Origin of the sequence: Cellulosimicrobium marinum, assembly GCF_020551945.1 — a bacterium.
Lineage (GTDB): Bacteria > Actinomycetota > Actinomycetes > Actinomycetales > Cellulomonadaceae > Cellulosimicrobium > Cellulosimicrobium marinum.
Map to the genome: position 1 here is coordinate 460,245 of NZ_JAJBZH010000003.1, position 15,869 is coordinate 476,113.

Here is a 15,869-nt window from a genome sequence, read left to right on the forward strand (position 1 = left end):
CGCGCGAGAGCGGGCGGCGACGTCGCACCCTAGGGTGGCGAGCATGCGCTTCGGACTCTTCATCCCCCAGGGCTGGCGACTCGACCTCGTCGGCATCGACCCCGCGGACCAGTGGGAGACCATGCGGTCCCTCGCCCGGCACGCCGACACCGCGCCCGCCGGCGAGCCGCTGCCCGGCGCGGCGAACGCGTGGGAGTCCGTGTGGGTGTACGACCACTTCCACACCACGCCCGAACCCACCGACGAGGCCACCCACGAGGCGTGGACCCTCATGGCGGCGTTCGCCGCGTCGACCGAGCGCGTGCGCCTCGGCCAGATGTGCACGTGCATGGCGTACCGCAACCCCGCCTACCTCGCGAAGGTCGCCGCGACGGTCGACGCCGTCAGCGGCGGCCGGGTCGAGATGGGCATCGGCGCCGGCTGGTACGAGCACGAGTGGCGCGCCTACGGCTACGGGTTCCCCCGCGCGGGCGAACGGCTCGCCATGCTCGACGAGGGCGTGCAGATCATGAAGCAGCTGTGGACCAACGGCGTCGCGACGCTCGACGGCGCGCACTACCAGGTCGACGGCGCGCGCCTCGCGCCCCTCCCGCTCCAGGTCGACGGCCCGCCCCTGTGGGTCGCGGGCGGCGGGGAGAAGAAGACCCTGCGCATCGCCGCCGAGCACGCGCAGTACACGAACTTCGACGGGTCGCCGGACGGGTTCGCCCACAAGTCCGCCGTGCTGCGCGACCACTGCGACGCGATCGGGCGGCCGTTCGACGAGATCACCCGCTCGGCGAACTACAACGTCGTCGTCGGCGCCACCGAGGCCGAGGTCGACGACCGCGTCGCCTGGCTGGAGGAGCACTACGCGCGCGTCCTGCCGGAGCGCGCCCCGACGATGGCCGAGTCGCTGCGCCACGGCCCGCTCGTCGGCACGCCGGAGCAGCTCGTCGAAAAGCTCACGACGCTGCAGGGGCTCGGGATGACGTACGCGATCACGTACTTCGCGGAAGCGGCGTACGACCGCAGCGGCATCGAGCTCTTCGAACGCGAGGTGATCCCCGCCCTCCAGGGCTGACCGCCGGCCGAACATGCCCTGGGCTCCCGTTCTCGTCCCGGAGCGGGAGCCCAGAGCATGTTCGACGGTCGTCAGGCGCATGGTCGGTGGCGACGCGGCAGCGGGCGGATGGCGCCACGTGGCCGTGCACAGGCCCGGTCGCGGAGGCGTCGTCCACAGGACGCACCCGTGCCCGACGGCGCGCGGGTCGCCCCACGCTGTACTCGTCGCCGTGCGCACCGACCCGCTCCCCCACGCCCTGCTCGCCCGCGCGTCGGCGCAGGGCGGGCTCGTCGCGCTCGCCCAGTGCCGAGACGCCGGTCTCACCGACAAGGAGGTCGCCGGTCTCGTCCGTCGAGGACGGTTCGCCCGCCTGACGCGGGGCGTGTACGACACCGTCGTCTCCCCGCTCGCCGCCCGACCGTGGGACGAGCGCCGGCGCAGAGCCGCCTGGTCCGGGCTGCTCGCCTACGGCGACGAGGCCGTCGCCGTCGGGACGAGCGCCCTGGTGCTCCACCGCGTCCAGGGCCTGCCGCCGCACCTGCGTCCCGAGGTGGCGGTCGCGCGAGCGGCGAACCGCCGGGACCGCGACGGGCTCCGTCTGCGGCAGTTCGACGCCGGGATGACCACCGTGGAGATCGCCGGGAGGCGTGTCGCGTCGCTCGAGTGGGCCCTTGCCCAGGCCGTTCCGGAACTGCCACGGCCGAACGGCCTCGCCGTCCTCGACTCGTCCCTGTACCGCGGGCTGCTCGACGGCGCCGGGCTGCGTCGCGCGCACGACGCCGCGCGGGGCCGACGCGGGATCGCGTCACGACACCCGTTGTTCGAGCTCGCCGACGCGAGGGCCGAGTCGCCGCTGGAGTCGTTCGCGCGGCTCGACTGCGTCGACGACGGCGTCCCGCCGGACGTGCTCCAGCTCCCGGTCCGTACGGCGGGGACCGAGGCGCGCGGCGACCTGGCCTGGAGACGCCGGGGCGGGCGATGGCTCGTCGCCGAGATCGACGGTCGGGAGGTGCACGACGCCCCGGACGCCGTCTACGCCGACCGGGCTCGCCAGAACCTGCTCGTCGCGACCGGACGGGTGGACGTGCTGCGGTTCACCGGGCGCGACGTCGGGCGCATCGGGCGGACGGTCCGCGCTGCGCTGGCGTCCTGAGCCCTGCCGAGCATGCGCTTCCCGCCCGCCGACCATGCGCCTGGCGCCCGATCCCGACCCGGAACGGGAGCCAACCGCATGCTCGGCTGGGTCCGGGCGCTCAGCCCTCCGCGACGACCATCGCCGACGCGATGCCGGCGTCGTGCGAGATGGACAGGTGGAACGCGCGGACGCCCAGCTCCTCGGCGCGCGCCGCGACGGTCCCCGTGACCTCCACCTCCGGCGGGCCGCCGACCACGCGGTGGACCGTCGCGTCGTGCCAGTGCATCCCCCCGGGCGCACCGAGGGCCTTGGCGATGGCCTCCTTCGCCGCGAACCGGGCGGCGAGCGACGCCGGGGGCAGGTCACGCTCCGCCTCGGTGAACAGCCGGTCCCGCAACCGGGGCGTGCGCTCGACCGTCTCCATGAACCGCGCGACGTCGACCACGTCGATCCCAACCCCGATGATCATGCGCCCACCCTACGGCGGCGGGCCTCCGGCACCCTTCCCGCCGGTCGAGGTGGGGGACGGGCGCGCACGACCGTGGCGGGTCTGGCGGGAGCCCGCGAGGAACGAGCGGGCGGATGGTAGGTCGCGCGCGCCCGTCCCCCACCTCGACCGGAACCGACCCCCTACTCGACCGTGACCGACTTCGCGAGATTCCGCGGCTGGTCGACGTCGAGGCCCTTCGCCGTGGCGAGCGCCATCGCGAAGATCTGCAGCGGGACGACGGCGAGCAGCGGCGAGAGCAGCGTGGGCGAGGCGGGGACCCAGAAGATCTCGTCCGCGAACGGCCGCACCGCGTCGTCGCCGTCCTCCGCGATGACGAGCGTGCGCGCGCCGCGGGCCCGGATCTCCTGGATGTTCGAGATGACCTTCGAGTGCAGTCCCTCGCGGCCGTGCGGCGACGGCACGACGACGAACACCGGCTGGCCCTCGTCGATCAGCGCGATGGGCCCGTGCTTGAGCTCGCCGGCCGCGAAGCCCTCGGCGTGGATGTAGGCGAGCTCCTTGAGCTTGAGCGCGCCCTCGAGCGCGACGGGGAACCCGACGTGCCGGCCGAGGAAGAGGACCTTGTCCGAGTCCTTCATGGAGCGAGCCGTGGCGCGCACGTACTCGCCGCGCTCGATGACGGTCTGGATCTTGCGCGGCATGGAGCGCAGGTCCTCGAGGATCGCGGCGATCTCGTCGGGGAACTTGTTGCCGCGCAGCTGGGCCAGGTACAGCCCGAGGAGGTACGCGGCGGTGATCTGCGCGAGGAACGCCTTGGTCGACGCGACGGCGACCTCGGGACCGGCGTGCGTGTAGAGCACGGCGTCGGACTCGCGCGGGATGGTCGACCCGTGCGTGTTGACGATCGAGATCACCTTGGCGCCCTGCTCGCGCGCGTGCCGCACGGCCATGAGCGTGTCCATGGTCTCGCCGGACTGCGTCACGGCGACGACGAGGGTGCGCTCGTCGACGATGGGGTCGCGGTAGCGGAACTCGTGGGCGAGCTCGACCTCGACGGGGATGCGGCACCAGTGCTCGATGGCGTACTTGGCGACGTGGCCGGAGTAGGCGGCCGTCCCGCACGCGACGACGATGATCTTGTCCACCGAGCGCAGGACGGACTCGTCGATGCGCAGGTCGTCGAGCACGAGCTTGCCCGACGTGTCGGTCCGTCCGAGCAGCGTGTCGGCGACGGCGTGGGGCTGGTCGTGGATCTCCTTGTCCATGAAGGACGCGTAGCCGCCCTTCTCCGCGGCGGCGGCGTCCCAGTCGACCGTGTAGCGCTTCGCCTCGGCGGGGTTGCCGTCGAAGTCCGTCACCTCGACCGACCCCGGCGTGATGGTGACGATCTGGTCCTGGCCGAGCTCCAGCGCCTCCTTGGTGTGCGCGATGAACGCCGCGACGTCCGAGCCGAGGAAGTTCTCGCCCTCCCCGAGCCCGACGACGAGCGGCGAGTCGTGCCGCGCCCCCACCACGGTGTCCGGTGCGTCCGCGTGGACCGCGAGGAGCGTGAACGTGCCCTCGAGGCGTCGCGCGACCTGGCCCATCGCGAGGGTGAGGTCCTTCGTCCCGCGGTAGGCGCGCGCGAGGAGCTGCGCCGCGACCTCGGTGTCGGTCTCGGAGCGGAACGTCACGCCGTCGGCGGCGAGCTCGGCCTTGAGGGTCGCGAAGTTCTCGACGATCCCGTTGTGGATCACCGCGAGCCGGTCGTCGTCCGCGAGGTGCGGGTGCGCGTTGGTGTCCGTCGGGCCTCCGTGAGTCGCCCACCGCGTGTGGCCGATCGACGCCGTCGCCGCGGGCAGCGGGCGCAGGTCGATCTCCTCGACGAGGTTGGCGAGCTTGCCCGACTTCTTCGCGAACGCCACGGCGTCGATCCCGGGGCCGACGAGGGCCACGCCCGCCGAGTCGTACCCGCGGTACTCGAGCCGTCCGAGTCCTTCGAGGGCGACGTCGAGGGGTCGCCCCGACGCCTCGCCCGCTGTCGTTCCAGGGCCCACGTAGCCCACGATTCCGCACATGGTGATCGAGTCTAGCCACGCCCTGCCGGACCGCAGGAACGGCGGGATCCCGCGGTTCTTCGTTCCCTCCACTAACAGATTCGGGACGCGCGCGACGGGCCTGGTGCGGGGCCTGCGGCGCACATCCGGCAGAATCGGTCGGGTGTCCTCCTCCGCACCCGAGTCGATCGACGCCCTCACGTCCCGGATACCGTCGTCCACGTCGTCGCCGTACGTCGACCTGGACCGCGCCGCGTGGAGCCGGCTGTCGGAGTCGACCCCCCTGCCTCTCACCGACGAGGACGTGGCCCGGCTGCGCGGGCTCGGGGACCCGATCGACCTCGCGGAGGTCGACGCCGTCTACCGGCCGCTGTCGCGGCTGCTGAACCTCTACGTCCGGGCGACGACGGGGCTCCACGAGGCGACGTCGACGTTCCTGCGCGAGGACACCGGGTCGACGCCGTACGTGATCGGTGTCGCGGGGTCGGTCGCTGTCGGCAAGTCGACGACCGCGCGCGTGCTGCGCGAGATGCTCGCGCGATGGCCGGAGACGCCGCGCGTCGAGCTCATCACGACGGACGGGTTCCTCCATCCCAACGCGGAGCTCGCCCGGCGTGGCCTCATGGAGCGCAAGGGCTTCCCGGAGTCGTACGACCGGCGCGCGCTCATCCGGTTCCTGTCGAGGGTGAAGGCGGGGCACGACGAGGTCCGCGCACCCGTCTACGACCACCTCACGTACGACATCGTCCCCGGCGCGGAGACGGTGGTCCGCAAGCCGGACGTGCTCGTCGTCGAGGGCCTGAACGTGCTCCAGCCCGCCCGTCCGAGCGCGCACGACGAGTCGAGCGTCGCCGTGTCCGACTTCTTCGACTTCTCGATCTACGTGGACGCGCGCACGCGCAACATCCGGCAGTGGTACGTGGACCGCTTCCTCACGCTGCGCCGCACGGCCTTCTCGCGCCCGGCGTCGTACTTCCGCCGCTACGCCGACCTCACGGACGACCAGGCGGTGGAGAAGGCCCGGTCGATCTGGGACTCGATCAACGCCCCGAACCTGGAGCAGAACATCCTGCCCACGCGCGGTCGCGCCACCCTCGTCCTCACGAAGGGCTCGGACCACTCCGTGCAGCGGGTCCGCCTGCGCAAGCTCTGACGGGCGCCCGACGCCGGGTGGCCGGATGCGGCGCGCGGCGGGTCAGGACGCGCGGGGGGTGGACCGTCCGGCGGTCGCGTCGTCGTCCTGACCCACGGTCGGGCTCGCGCCCGCCGTCGGCCGCCCGCCCTCGGCCGCGACAGCGTCGGCGACCGGCTCGGCGGGCACGGGCAGCACGAGCGTCGCGGGGGCCTCGCCGCGGCGTCGGGCACGGGCCATGAGCACGCGGTCGATGACGAACCCGCCCGCGATGCCGACCACCACGCCGATCACCATGGCCAGCAGGGGTTCGTGGCCCAGCCACTGGGCGGCGGCGAAGCCGATGAGCACGGAGTAGATCGCCCAGGTGACCGCCGCGATGCCGGAGAACGCCATGAACCGCCGTCGCGGGTACCCCACGGCCCCGGCCGTCATGTTCACCGCGACCCGGCCGACCGGGATGTAGCGCGCGGCGAGGATGAACGACGCGCCCCGGTGCGCGAGCGCACGCTCCGCCCAGGCGACGGCCCGGCGACCGCGCGCCGTCCGGAGGAAGCGGACCCGCTCGGTCCCGATCGAGCGACCGATGCTGAACGCGATCTGGTCGCCCGTCCACGCGCCGAGCGCGGCGACGAGGAGCACGAGCGCGAGGTTGGGCTCGCCGGTCGCGTGCGCGGAGACGGCCAGCGTGATGACGACCGACTCGCTGGGGATCGGCGGGAAGAACCCGTCGATGGTCGCGAAGCCGAACAGCGCCGGGTAGATCCACGCGGACGCCGCGAGCGCGAGAATCCAGTGCTCCAGATTCTCCAGGAAGGTGGACACGACCTCGGGCAACACGGTCCTCGTTCGTCGGCTGGCGGGGAGGCCAGGCTGGCGGCGGCGGCAGGTCGGGTGTCCTGCACCACGACAAGCCTACGGAGCCCGACGACGTCGACCATCAGGAATTCCCCCGATTCACCCCGGAGATCCCGACAGGTCCCGCCGCGCTCGGTGCCGAGTCTGGCGTCTTCCGGCTCGGGCGTCGTCATCCCGACGGACGACATCCGGCCAGGGGTCGTACGTCGCGGGGACGAGCGGCGTGCGTCACCGCGCGGGGACGGCCCGGTCCGGCCCGGGCCGGCGGACCGGGCCGAGCGTCGACGTGAGGGTGCGCAGGTCGGCGGCGTCGACGTAGAGCTCGCCCCGCAGGTGGTCGGTCTCGTGCTGGACGATGCGTGCCGACCAGCCGGTGAGCACCTCGTCGAGCGGCGCGCCCGTCTCGTCCTCCCCCGTGAGTCGCACGCTGCGTGCCCGCTCCCGCTCGGCCTGCCAGCCGTGCACGGACAGGCAGCCCTCGACGAACGTGCGCGTCTCGTCGCCGACCGCCGTGTAGCGCGGGTTCACGACCACGCGGAACGGCAGCGGCGCCCGCTCCCGCTCGTCGTCGCCCGGCATGCCCGGGTCCTCCACGACGGCCACGGCCAGGCCGATCCCCACCTGCGGCGCGGCGAGGCCGACCCCGGGGGCCGCGTGCATGGTGGTCCGCATCGCGGCCAGGAGGGGCGCGAGCACGTCACCGAGCTGGCCCGTGTACGGCACTGCCGGCGTGCGCAGCACGGGGTGACCCGCCTGCACGATGGGGAGCAGGCCGTCGTCGTACCGGTCGAGGAGGGCGAGCACGTGCTCGCGCAGCACCGTGTCCGTCGCCTCCCGAGGGCTGGTCCTGTCGCGCACCCGTCAGAGCCCCAGTCGCTCGCGCACGACGCCGGCCAGCTCGGCCGCGACCGCGTCCGCCTGCTGCTGGGACGCGGCCTCGACCATGACCCGCACGAGCGGCTCGGTGCCGGACGGGCGGAGCAGGACGCGGCCGGTCTCGCCGAGTCGCGCCTCGGCCCGGGCCACCGCCGCGAGCAGCTCCTCGTCCGTCCCGGCGCGGGACTTGTCGACGCCCGCGACGTTGAGCAGCGTCTGCGGCAGCCTCTGCACCACGCCCGCGAGGTCGGCGAGCTTCTGGCCCGTGGCCCGCACGCGGGCGGCAACCTGGAGGGCGGTGAGGACGCCGTCGCCCGTGGTGGCGTACCGCGACAGGATGATGTGCCCCGACTGCTCGCCGCCGAGCCCGTAGCCGTGGGCCCGCATCTCCTCGAGGACGTACCGGTCGCCCACCGCGGTCTGGACCGTGCGGATCCCGGCGTCGCGCATGGCGAGGATCAGGCCGAGGTTGCTCATGACGGTGACGACGAGCGTGTCGTCGGGCAGCGCGCCCTCCTCCTGCAGCGCGAGGGCGAGCAGGCCGAGGATCTGGTCGCCGTCGACGACCGTGCCGCCGTGGTCCACCGCGATGCACCGGTCCGCGTCGCCGTCGAACGCGACGCCGAAGTCCGCCTCCGAGGCGACGACGACGGCCTGGAGCTGCTCCGGGTGGTTCGACCCGCAGGCCGCGTTGATGTTGCGCCCGTCCGGGCTCGCGTTGATGACGACGACGTCCGCCCCGGCCGCGCGCAGCGCCGCCGGTCCCACGTCGCTCGCCGCCCCGTTCGCGCAGTCGACCGCGATGCGCAGGCCGGCGAGCGGCTTCGTGTCCTCGTCCGCGCCGATGCTCGCCATGAGGTGCTCGACGTACGCGCTGCCGGCCCGCCCCTGGTCGCGGGAGAGGCGCCCGACCTCGCCGTGGGTCGGCCGGGACCAGTCCTGCCCGAGGATCTGCTCGATGGCGTCCTCGACCGCGTCGTCGAGCTTCACGCCGCCGCGCGCGAGGAACTTGATCCCGTTGTCCTGCATGGGGTTGTGCGACGCGGAGATGACGACGCCGAAGTCCACGTCCATGGTGCTCGTCAGGTAGGCCACGCCCGGGGTGGGCAGGACGCCCACGTCACGGACGTCGACGCCCGCGCTCGCCAGTCCGGCAGCGACCGCCGCCCCGAGGAACTCCCCCGAGACGCGGGTGTCGCGCCCGATGACGGCACGAGGCCGGTGGCCCTGCGGCCCGTCGGCGAGCACTCGTGCCGCGGCCACGCCGAGGTCGAGCGCGAGCTCGGCCGTCACGTTCCCGTTCGCCAGGCCCCGCACGCCGTCGGTCCCGAACAGTCGTCCCATGGAAAGTCCTCCCCATCACCGGGGCCGCACGCCGACCGTACGGCCACCCCGTCGCGCCCGCACCCTCGAGGGCTAGTCACCAGTGCTGACAAAAAGCAGTCGGCCCCGGTGGACCATGTCCACCGGGGCCGACGTCACACGCTGAGGATCAGCGCTTGGAGTACTGCGGGGCCTTGCGGGCCTTCTTGAGCCCGGCCTTCTTGCGCTCGACCACGCGGGCGTCGCGCGTCAGGAAGCCGGCCTTCTTCAGAGCGGGGCGGTTGCTCTCGGCGTCGATCGCGTTGAGCGCGCGCGCGATGCCGAGGCGCAGCGCGCCGGCCTGGCCCGAGGTGCCCCCACCGGAGATGCGGGCGACGACGTCGAAGCGGCCCTCGACGTCGACCAGCTTCAGCGGGGAGTTCACGAGCTGCTGGTGGACCTTGTTCGGGAAGTAGTCCTCGAGCGTGCGCCCGTTGATCTTCCACTGGCCCGTGCCCGGGATGAGGCGGACGCGGGCGACCGCCTCCTTGCGGCGGCCCAGGGCCTGGCCGGGGGCGGTGATGCTCTGGCCGCGGCCCGTGGGGGCAGCGGACTCGGAGGTGTAGCTGCTGGGGGTCTCGTCACCCAGCGTGTCGGTGTCGACGGTGGTCTCGGCCACGGTGTGTGTCCTCGCGTCTCTCTGTCGGCGTCGCCCGGGGGCGATTACTGCGCGACCTGGGTGATCTCGAACGGCTTCGGCTGCTGAGCGGCGTGCGGGTGCTCGGCGCCCGCGTAGACCTTGAGCTTGCCGAGCTGCGCACGGCCGAGGCTCGTCTTCGGGAGCATGCCGCGCACGGCCTTCTCGACGGCACGCTCAGGGTGCTTGTCGAGCAGGTCGCCGTACGCGACGGCACGCAGACCACCCGGGTAGCCGGAGTGGTTGTAGGCCATCTTCTGCTCGCGCTTGTTGCCGCTGAGGGCGACCTTGTCGGCGTTGATGACGATGACGAAGTCACCGCCGTCGACGTGCGGAGCGAAGGTCGGCTTGTGCTTGCCGCGCAGCAGGGTGGCCACGTGGCTGGCCAGGCGGCCCAGGACGACGTCGGTAGCGTCGATGACGTACCAGTCCTGCTGGACGTCGCCGGGCTTCGGGGTGTACGTACGCACGGTCGTAGCCTTCGTTTCTGTCAGGTGTGTCTTCGTCGGCTGCTGAAGCGGGCGGCCGAGAGGGCGTGTCGTTGCGCGGCGGGCTCGATCGACACCCGCTCCTGGGCCGGCAGCGAGTGGGCGCGCTAGCGACACGGGTGTCGTGAGATGAGCACAACGACTCACCAGGTTACCCGGGCACGCCGGGTCCGGTCAAAGCGGGGAGGTCGGGCCGCGCCTCGACGCACACCGGGCAGCGCTCCGCGCGCGCCGCCTCCGTGCACGCCCCGCAGAACAGCCGCAGCGTGCGGCAGCCCGGGTCCGCGCAGTTCGTGTACGCGCCCGTCGCGGCACCGCACGTCGTGCACTCCCCCAGCGGCGCCGACCCCGGGCCCAGCGGCACGTTCATCCGGCCGTCGAACACGTACAGCTCCCCGTCCCACAGGCCCTCGGAGCCGAACGCCTCGCCGTAGCGCACCACCCCGCCGTCGAGCTGGTACACCTCCTCGAACCCCCGTCGCCGCAGCAGCGCCGAGAGCACCTCGCACCGGACGCCGCCCGTGCAGTACGTGACCACCGGGCGCTGCTTGAGGTCGTCGTACCGGCCCGAGTCGATCTCGGCCACGAAGTCCCGCGTCGTCGCGACGTCCGGGACCACCGCACCGCGGAACCGCCCGATCGCCGCCTCGAACGCGTTCCGGCCGTCGAACATCACCACGTCGTCGCCCCGCCGCGCCACGAGGTCGTGCAGGTCCTGCGGGCTCAGCCGCTCTCCCCCGTCGACGACCCCGCGCTCGTCCACGACGAGCTCGTCCGCCGCGCCGAACGCCACGAGCTCGTCCCGGACCTTCACGGACAGGCGCGGGAAGTCGCGGCCCGTCCCGTCGGACCACTTCACGTCGGTCCCCTCGAACCCGGGGTAGCGCCGCGTCGTCTTCACGTACTGCTTGAGGTCCTCGACGGTGCCGCCCAGCGTGGCGTTGATCCCGTGCGGCGACACCACGACACGGCCCCTCAGGCCCCACCGCTCGGCGAGCGCGAGCTGCCAGAGCTGGACCGCGCGCGGGTCGGGCAGCGGCGTGAAGGCGTAGAACAGCACGATCTTGTGGACGGCCATGGCCCCAGGATAAAGACCGTCCCCGCACGCCCCACCCTCAGCGCGGGCGCGCCACGCGCTCGACGTCCCACACCGGCTCGGGCGTCTCGACGACCCGGCCGTCGGCGCCGACGAGGAGGAACCGGTCGAACCCGCGCGCGAACCAGCGGTCGTGCGTCACGGCCAGGACCGTGCCCTCGAACGCGGCGAGCCCGGCCTCGAGCGCCTCGGCGGAGTGCAGGTCGAGGTTGTCGGTCGGCTCGTCGAGCAGCAGCAGCGTCGAGCCGGCGAGCTCCAGGAGCAGGACGTGGAAGCGGGCCTGCTGGCCGCCGGAGAGCGACTCGAACCGCTGCTCCGCCTGCCCGACGAGCTCGTACCGGTCCAGCGCGCGGCTCGCCGCTTCACGGCCCATCCCGGCGCGGTCGCCCTCGCCTCGGTGCAGGATCTCGAGCAGCGTTCGGCCGCGCAGGCCGGGGTGGTCGTGGTTCTGCGCGAACCAGCCAGGGCGCACGCGCGACCCGAGCACGGCGCGGCCCGTGTGCGCGACGGGCGCCGGGTCCCCCGGTGCGCGGGGCCCCGGGGCCGACGGCGCGGCGTCGGGCACGGTGCCGGGCTCGGGGTCCGTACCGCCCGCGGCGAGCAGCCGCAGGAGGTGGGACTTGCCCGACCCGTTCGACCCGAGCACGGCGACGCGCTCGCCGAAGAACACCTCGAGGTCGAACGGTCGCAGGAGCCCCGTGAGCCCGAGGTCGTGGCACGTGACGGCGCGCTTGGCGGTGCGCCCGCCCGTCAGCCGCACCGTGACGCGCTGCTCGCGCGAGAGCACCTCCGGCGGGCCCGCCTCCTCGAACTTCCGCAGGCGCGTGCGCGCAGCCTGGTAGCGGCTGGCGAGCCCGTCGTTGAACGCGGCCTTCGCCTTGAGCGTCTGCACCAGCTCGACGAGCTTGCGGCGCTCCTCCTCCCACCGGCGGGCGAGCTCGGCGAGCCGCTCGCGCCGGTCGGCGCGCGCCTGCGCGTACGTCGCGAAGCCGCCGCCGTGCACCCAGACCGTGCCGCCGCCCGGCGTGGGCTCGAGGGTCGCGACCTGCGTCGCGGTCCGTGCGAGCAGCTCGCGGTCGTGGGAGACGTACAGCACCGACTTCGGCGACGCGACGAGCCGGTCCTCGAGCCAGCGCTTCGTCGGCACGTCGAGCGCGTTGTCCGGCTCGTCGAGCAGGAGCACCTGCTCGGGGCCGGCGAGGAGCGTCGTGAGGGCGAGCCGCTTCTGCTCCCCGCCCGAGAGGGTGCGCAGGTCGCGCCACTGGGCCTTCTCGAACGGGACGGACAGCACCTCGTCGGTCACCTGGTCCCACGCGGTCTCGGCGTCGTACCCGCCGACGTCCGCCCAGTCGGCGAGCGCCTGCGCATACCGCATCTGCGCCGCCGTGTCGTCGACGGTCATGATGTCGTGCTCGGCCGCGGCGAGCTCGCGCGCCGCGTCCCGGACGGCGGCGGGCGCGAGGTCGACGAGCAGGTCGCGCACGGTGCGCTCGTCGTCACCGCGGGCGAGCTGCTGGCGCATGACGCCGAGGCCGCCGCTGCGGGCGACCGTCCCGCCGTGCGGGGCGAGGTCGCCCGTGACGATCCGCAGCAAGGTGGACTTGCCCACCCCGTTAGGCCCGACGAGCGCGACGCGCGCCCCGTCGCCGACCCGCAGGCTCACCGCGTCGAGGAGCGTGCGGCCGTCGGGCAGGTGGTACGTGACGTCGGAGATGTCGAGGTGGCCCACGTCCCGCATGGTCCCCCACCGGCGGGGTCGGGGTCACGTCCTTTCGTGCGGCGCGGTCGCGCTGCGACCGGCCGCGTGAGGTGCGACGGTGGGGGCATGAGCGACACGACGGGCACCAGCCCCGACCCGGAGACCGGGGCCGAGGGCGACAACGACCAGCTCCAGGCCGAGGACACGCTGCTCGACCGCGGCGTCGACGACGTCCTCGACGAGGGGTACTCCCCGCCCGACCGCGACCGGAAGAACCACTTCGGGGAGACGCCGTGGGAGGAGGTCCACGGCGAGACCCTGGACCAGCGTCTCGCCGAGGAGGAGCCGGACGAGTGGGAGAGCGACCCTCTCGACCGGCCCGACACGTCGCGCGCAGGCCGCCTCGTGGCCGACGCCGACGCCCTCGACGGTCGGCAGAACGACACCTACGGGCAGGACGAGGGCATCTCCGGTGCGGGCGCGAGCGCCGAGGAGGCGGCGGTGCACGTGGTCGAGGAGCCCTGAGCCCTCGACGTCACGGAGTGCCGTCGTCCCAGACGTCCTCCTCGTTCCGGACCGCACGGATCTGTTCCGCGCGGAGCGCGAGCTCCGCGTCGGGCGGGTAGGTGACCTCCTCCAGCACGAGCCCGTGCGCGGGGACGACGCCGGCCCCTCCGTCGCGCCGTCGGCTCGCCAGGAGCGCGGCCGGCCACGCGACGTCGCGCCGTCCCTCGCCCACCGCGAGCGACGCGCCGACCAGCGCGCGCACCATGTTGTGGCAGAACGCGTCCGCGCGGACGCGCGCGACGACGAGCCCCGCGTCGGGACCGTCGACCGGCCGCGACCAGGACAGGTGCTGGAGCTCGCGGATCGTCGTGGCGCCGGGGCGCGGCTTGCAGAACGCGGCGAAGTCGCGCACCCCCAGGAGGGGGCGCACCGCCGCGTCCATGGCGTCGACGTCGAGGGGCCTGCGGTTCCACAGCGTCCACTCGCGCCGCAGCGGGTCGCGCAGCGCGGGGTCGTCCGCGACCCGGTAGGTGTACGCGCGGTGCAGGGCCGAGAACCGCGCGTCGAACCCGGCCGGGGCGAGTGCGGCCCGGTGCACCACGACGTCGCCCGGCAGCACCCCGGCGAGGCGGGCGACGAGCGCGTCCCCCGGTGCCCGGTCTGACCGGCCGGGCAGCGCGTCCCACCGGTCCTGCGGGAGATCGACGTGCGCGACCTGGCCGCGCGCGTGCACGCCCGCGTCGGTGCGGCCCGCGACCGTGAGCCGGGGCGCGGCGCCGCGCAGCAGCGTCGCGAGGCCGTCCTCCAGCGCGCCCTGCACGGTGCGCAGGGCGGGCTGGCGGGCCCAGCCCGCGAACCGCGTCCCCTGGTAGGCGAGGTCCAGCCGCACCCGGACCGTCCCGGGCGTGGGGGCGCCGTCGGGCACACCGGCGGGTGAGGGGACGGCGGACGTCGGGCTGGTCACGGGAGATCACGGTACCCGCCACGGACGCGCCGGGCGGGACCGCCCGACGGCGCTCCCGTGCGCCCGACCGGCGCCGTACCTACGCTGCGAGCCATGACCGCGGACCTGCGCACCCTCGCCGTCGACTGCGGCGGGGGCGGCATCAAGGCGAACGTCCTCGACGCGCCCGGCACGGCCCACGCCTCCGCCGTCCGTGTCCCCACGCCGTATCCCCTGCCGCCCGACCGGCTCGTCGAGACGGTCGCGGACCTCGCGGCGCGACTCCCCCGCGCCGACCGCGTGACCGTCGGGATGCCGGGGATGATCCGCCGGGGCGTCGTCGTCCACACGCCGCACTACGTCACGCGCAACGGCCCTCGCACCCGCGTCGACCCCGCGCTCGTCGAGGCGTGGTCCAGCTTCGACGTGCAGGCCGCCGTCGGAGCGCGCCTCGGCGTCCCCGCCCTCGTGCTCAACGACGCGGAGGTCCACGGCGCCGGGGTCGTCGCCGCGACCGGGCTCGAGCTCGTCCTCACCCTCGGCACCGGGCTGGGCTCTGCCCTCTTCCACGGCGGCCGCCTCGCGCCCCACCTCGAGTGGTCCCGTGCCCCGGTGCGACGCGGCACCAGCTACGACGCCTACGTGGGCGAGCCCGAGCGACGCAGGCTCGGCGACGCCCTGTGGTCGCGGCGCGTCCTCACCGTCGTCACCGGCCTACGGCCCGTGTTCTGGTGGGACCGCCTCTACCTCGGAGGCGGGAACTCCCGCCGGATCACCCCGGCCGTCCTCGACCGGCTCGGCGACGACGTCGTCGTCGTGCCGAACTCCGCCGCCCTCGTGGGCGGGGCGCGCGCCTGGGACCTCCCCCCGGCCTAGCGGGCCGTCGCGACGTCCCGGACCGCCTCGAGCAGCACGCGGGAGAACGCGACCGGACGGTCCAGGCTCACCAGGTGCCGCGCCCCGGGCACCACCACCAGGCGTGTCCGGGCGCCACCCCGACGAGCGGCCGCCACGAAAGCCCGCTCGCCCGTCCTGAAGTGGTCCCATCGGCCGTTCACGATCCACACCGGGCTGTCCGTGGCCGCCAGCGCGGCGAGCGGGTCCGCGCGCGCCATCTCGTCGAGGATCGCGCTCATCACGTCCAGCGCGAACCCGCCGGCGCCCAGGTCCGCCGCCGCCCGCGCGTCCATCGCCCGGTCCACCAGAGCCTGGTTCAGGGCCGCCCCGCCGTCGGGGAGCCGTTCGATCCCGCGCGCCGCCCGGAGCCACGCCCCGCGCAGGCGGGTCGTCGGCACGGTGGAGCACCCGGCCGCCACGAGCCCACGGACCCGCTCCGGCCACCGGGCACGCGACTCCACCGCGACGTACCCCCCGAGCGACAGGCCGACGACGACCGCCGGGCCGCCGAGCTCGGACAGCCCGGCTCCCACCGACTCGACCGCGCCGTCGAGCGAGAACCTCTGCCCCCGGCGCGCGCCATGACCGGGAAGGTCCACCGCGAGCGACCGGACCCCCGCACGGTCCAGCGCGACCTGCTGCCCCCGCCACATCGTGCGCGACGTGCGCGACCCGTGCACGAGCAGCACGGGTGGGAGGACACGAGA

16 protein-coding genes are annotated in these 15,869 nt (G+C 74.1%); 5 read left to right on the forward strand and 11 right to left on the reverse strand.

All coding sequences use genetic code 11. From position 1 onward, the window contains the following. Positions 1 to 43: 43 nt before the first annotated feature. Together LGQ04_RS09230 and LGQ04_RS09235 are read left to right on the forward strand one after the other, a co-directional pair. Positions 44 to 1,063: an LLM class F420-dependent oxidoreductase gene (locus LGQ04_RS09230; protein ID WP_229243396.1), complete on the forward strand. Its 1,020-nt coding sequence runs from the start codon at positions 44 to 46 to the stop codon at positions 1,061 to 1,063. Positions 1,064 to 1,274: 211 nt separating this feature from the next. Next, complete coding sequence (locus LGQ04_RS09235; RefSeq protein ID WP_229243397.1) at positions 1,275 to 2,198, forward strand: type IV toxin-antitoxin system AbiEi family antitoxin domain-containing protein; 924 nt, start codon at positions 1,275 to 1,277, stop codon at positions 2,196 to 2,198. Positions 2,199 to 2,298: 100 nt separating this feature from the next. Here LGQ04_RS09235 and LGQ04_RS09240 read toward each other — a convergent pair whose 3' ends face one another. Together LGQ04_RS09240 and glmS are read right to left on the reverse strand one after the other, a co-directional pair. Next, entirely contained in the window at positions 2,299 to 2,649 is a 351-nt protein-coding gene (locus LGQ04_RS09240) for a holo-ACP synthase (protein ID WP_229243398.1), read from the reverse strand. 161 nt (positions 2,650 to 2,810) lie between these two features. Then, complete coding sequence (glmS, locus tag LGQ04_RS09245; RefSeq protein WP_229243399.1) at positions 2,811 to 4,688, reverse strand: glutamine--fructose-6-phosphate transaminase (isomerizing); 1,878 nt, start codon at positions 4,686 to 4,688, stop codon at positions 2,811 to 2,813. Positions 4,689 to 4,830: 142 nt separating this feature from the next. Here glmS and coaA point away from each other — a divergent pair, with 142 nt between their 5' ends. Continuing rightward, entirely contained in the window at positions 4,831 to 5,820 is a 990-nt protein-coding gene (gene coaA, locus LGQ04_RS09250; RefSeq protein WP_229243400.1) for a type I pantothenate kinase, read from the forward strand. Positions 5,821 to 5,862: 42 nt separating this feature from the next. Here coaA and LGQ04_RS09255 read toward each other — a convergent pair whose 3' ends face one another. The 7 genes from LGQ04_RS09255 to LGQ04_RS09285 form a co-directional block, all read right to left on the reverse strand. After that, complete coding sequence (locus LGQ04_RS09255) at positions 5,863 to 6,636, reverse strand: DedA family protein (RefSeq protein ID WP_229243401.1); 774 nt, start codon at positions 6,634 to 6,636, stop codon at positions 5,863 to 5,865. A 249-nt stretch (positions 6,637 to 6,885) separates the two neighbouring features. Further along, positions 6,886 to 7,515: a peptide deformylase gene (locus LGQ04_RS09260; protein WP_229243402.1), complete on the reverse strand. Its 630-nt coding sequence runs from the start codon at positions 7,513 to 7,515 to the stop codon at positions 6,886 to 6,888. Positions 7,516 to 7,518: 3 nt separating this feature from the next. After that, positions 7,519 to 8,877: a phosphoglucosamine mutase gene (glmM, locus tag LGQ04_RS09265; RefSeq protein WP_229243403.1), complete on the reverse strand. Its 1,359-nt coding sequence runs from the start codon at positions 8,875 to 8,877 to the stop codon at positions 7,519 to 7,521. A 148-nt stretch (positions 8,878 to 9,025) separates the two neighbouring features. Further along, positions 9,026 to 9,514: a 30S ribosomal protein S9 gene (rpsI, locus tag LGQ04_RS09270; RefSeq protein ID WP_229243404.1), complete on the reverse strand. Its 489-nt coding sequence runs from the start codon at positions 9,512 to 9,514 to the stop codon at positions 9,026 to 9,028. Between the two features lie 44 nt (positions 9,515 to 9,558). After that, on the reverse strand, positions 9,559 to 10,002 hold the full coding sequence (gene rplM, locus LGQ04_RS09275) for a 50S ribosomal protein L13 (protein ID WP_229243405.1): 444 nt from the start codon (positions 10,000 to 10,002) through the stop codon (positions 9,559 to 9,561). Positions 10,003 to 10,171: 169 nt separating this feature from the next. Beyond that, positions 10,172 to 11,098: an oxygen-dependent tRNA uridine(34) hydroxylase TrhO gene (gene trhO / locus LGQ04_RS09280; protein WP_229243406.1), complete on the reverse strand. Its 927-nt coding sequence runs from the start codon at positions 11,096 to 11,098 to the stop codon at positions 10,172 to 10,174. A gap of 37 nt (positions 11,099 to 11,135) precedes the next feature. Beyond that, a complete protein-coding gene (locus tag LGQ04_RS09285; protein WP_229243407.1) occupies positions 11,136 to 12,845 on the reverse strand; it encodes an ABC-F family ATP-binding cassette domain-containing protein in 1,710 nt (569 codons plus the stop codon). A gap of 96 nt (positions 12,846 to 12,941) precedes the next feature. Here LGQ04_RS09285 and LGQ04_RS09290 point away from each other — a divergent pair, with 96 nt between their 5' ends. Beyond that, positions 12,942 to 13,340: a DUF5709 domain-containing protein gene (locus LGQ04_RS09290; protein WP_229243408.1), complete on the forward strand. Its 399-nt coding sequence runs from the start codon at positions 12,942 to 12,944 to the stop codon at positions 13,338 to 13,340. A gap of 10 nt (positions 13,341 to 13,350) precedes the next feature. Here LGQ04_RS09290 and truA read toward each other — a convergent pair whose 3' ends face one another. Beyond that, a complete protein-coding gene (gene truA / locus LGQ04_RS09295; RefSeq protein WP_229243533.1) occupies positions 13,351 to 14,247 on the reverse strand; it encodes a tRNA pseudouridine(38-40) synthase TruA in 897 nt (298 codons plus the stop codon). Between the two features lie 132 nt (positions 14,248 to 14,379). On the opposite strand from truA, the gene LGQ04_RS09300 reads away from it, so the two are divergent. After that, positions 14,380 to 15,141, forward strand: a complete 762-nt coding sequence (locus LGQ04_RS09300) for an ROK family protein (protein WP_229243409.1) — start codon at positions 14,380 to 14,382, stop codon at positions 15,139 to 15,141. On the opposite strand, the gene LGQ04_RS09305 is transcribed toward LGQ04_RS09300, so the two are convergent. Then, positions 15,138 to 15,851 (reverse strand): alpha/beta fold hydrolase, encoded by a 714-nt coding sequence (locus LGQ04_RS09305; protein ID WP_229243410.1) that lies wholly within the window; start codon positions 15,849 to 15,851, stop codon positions 15,138 to 15,140. The genes LGQ04_RS09300 and LGQ04_RS09305 overlap by 4 nt on opposite strands. Positions 15,852 to 15,869 lie beyond the last annotated feature (18 nt).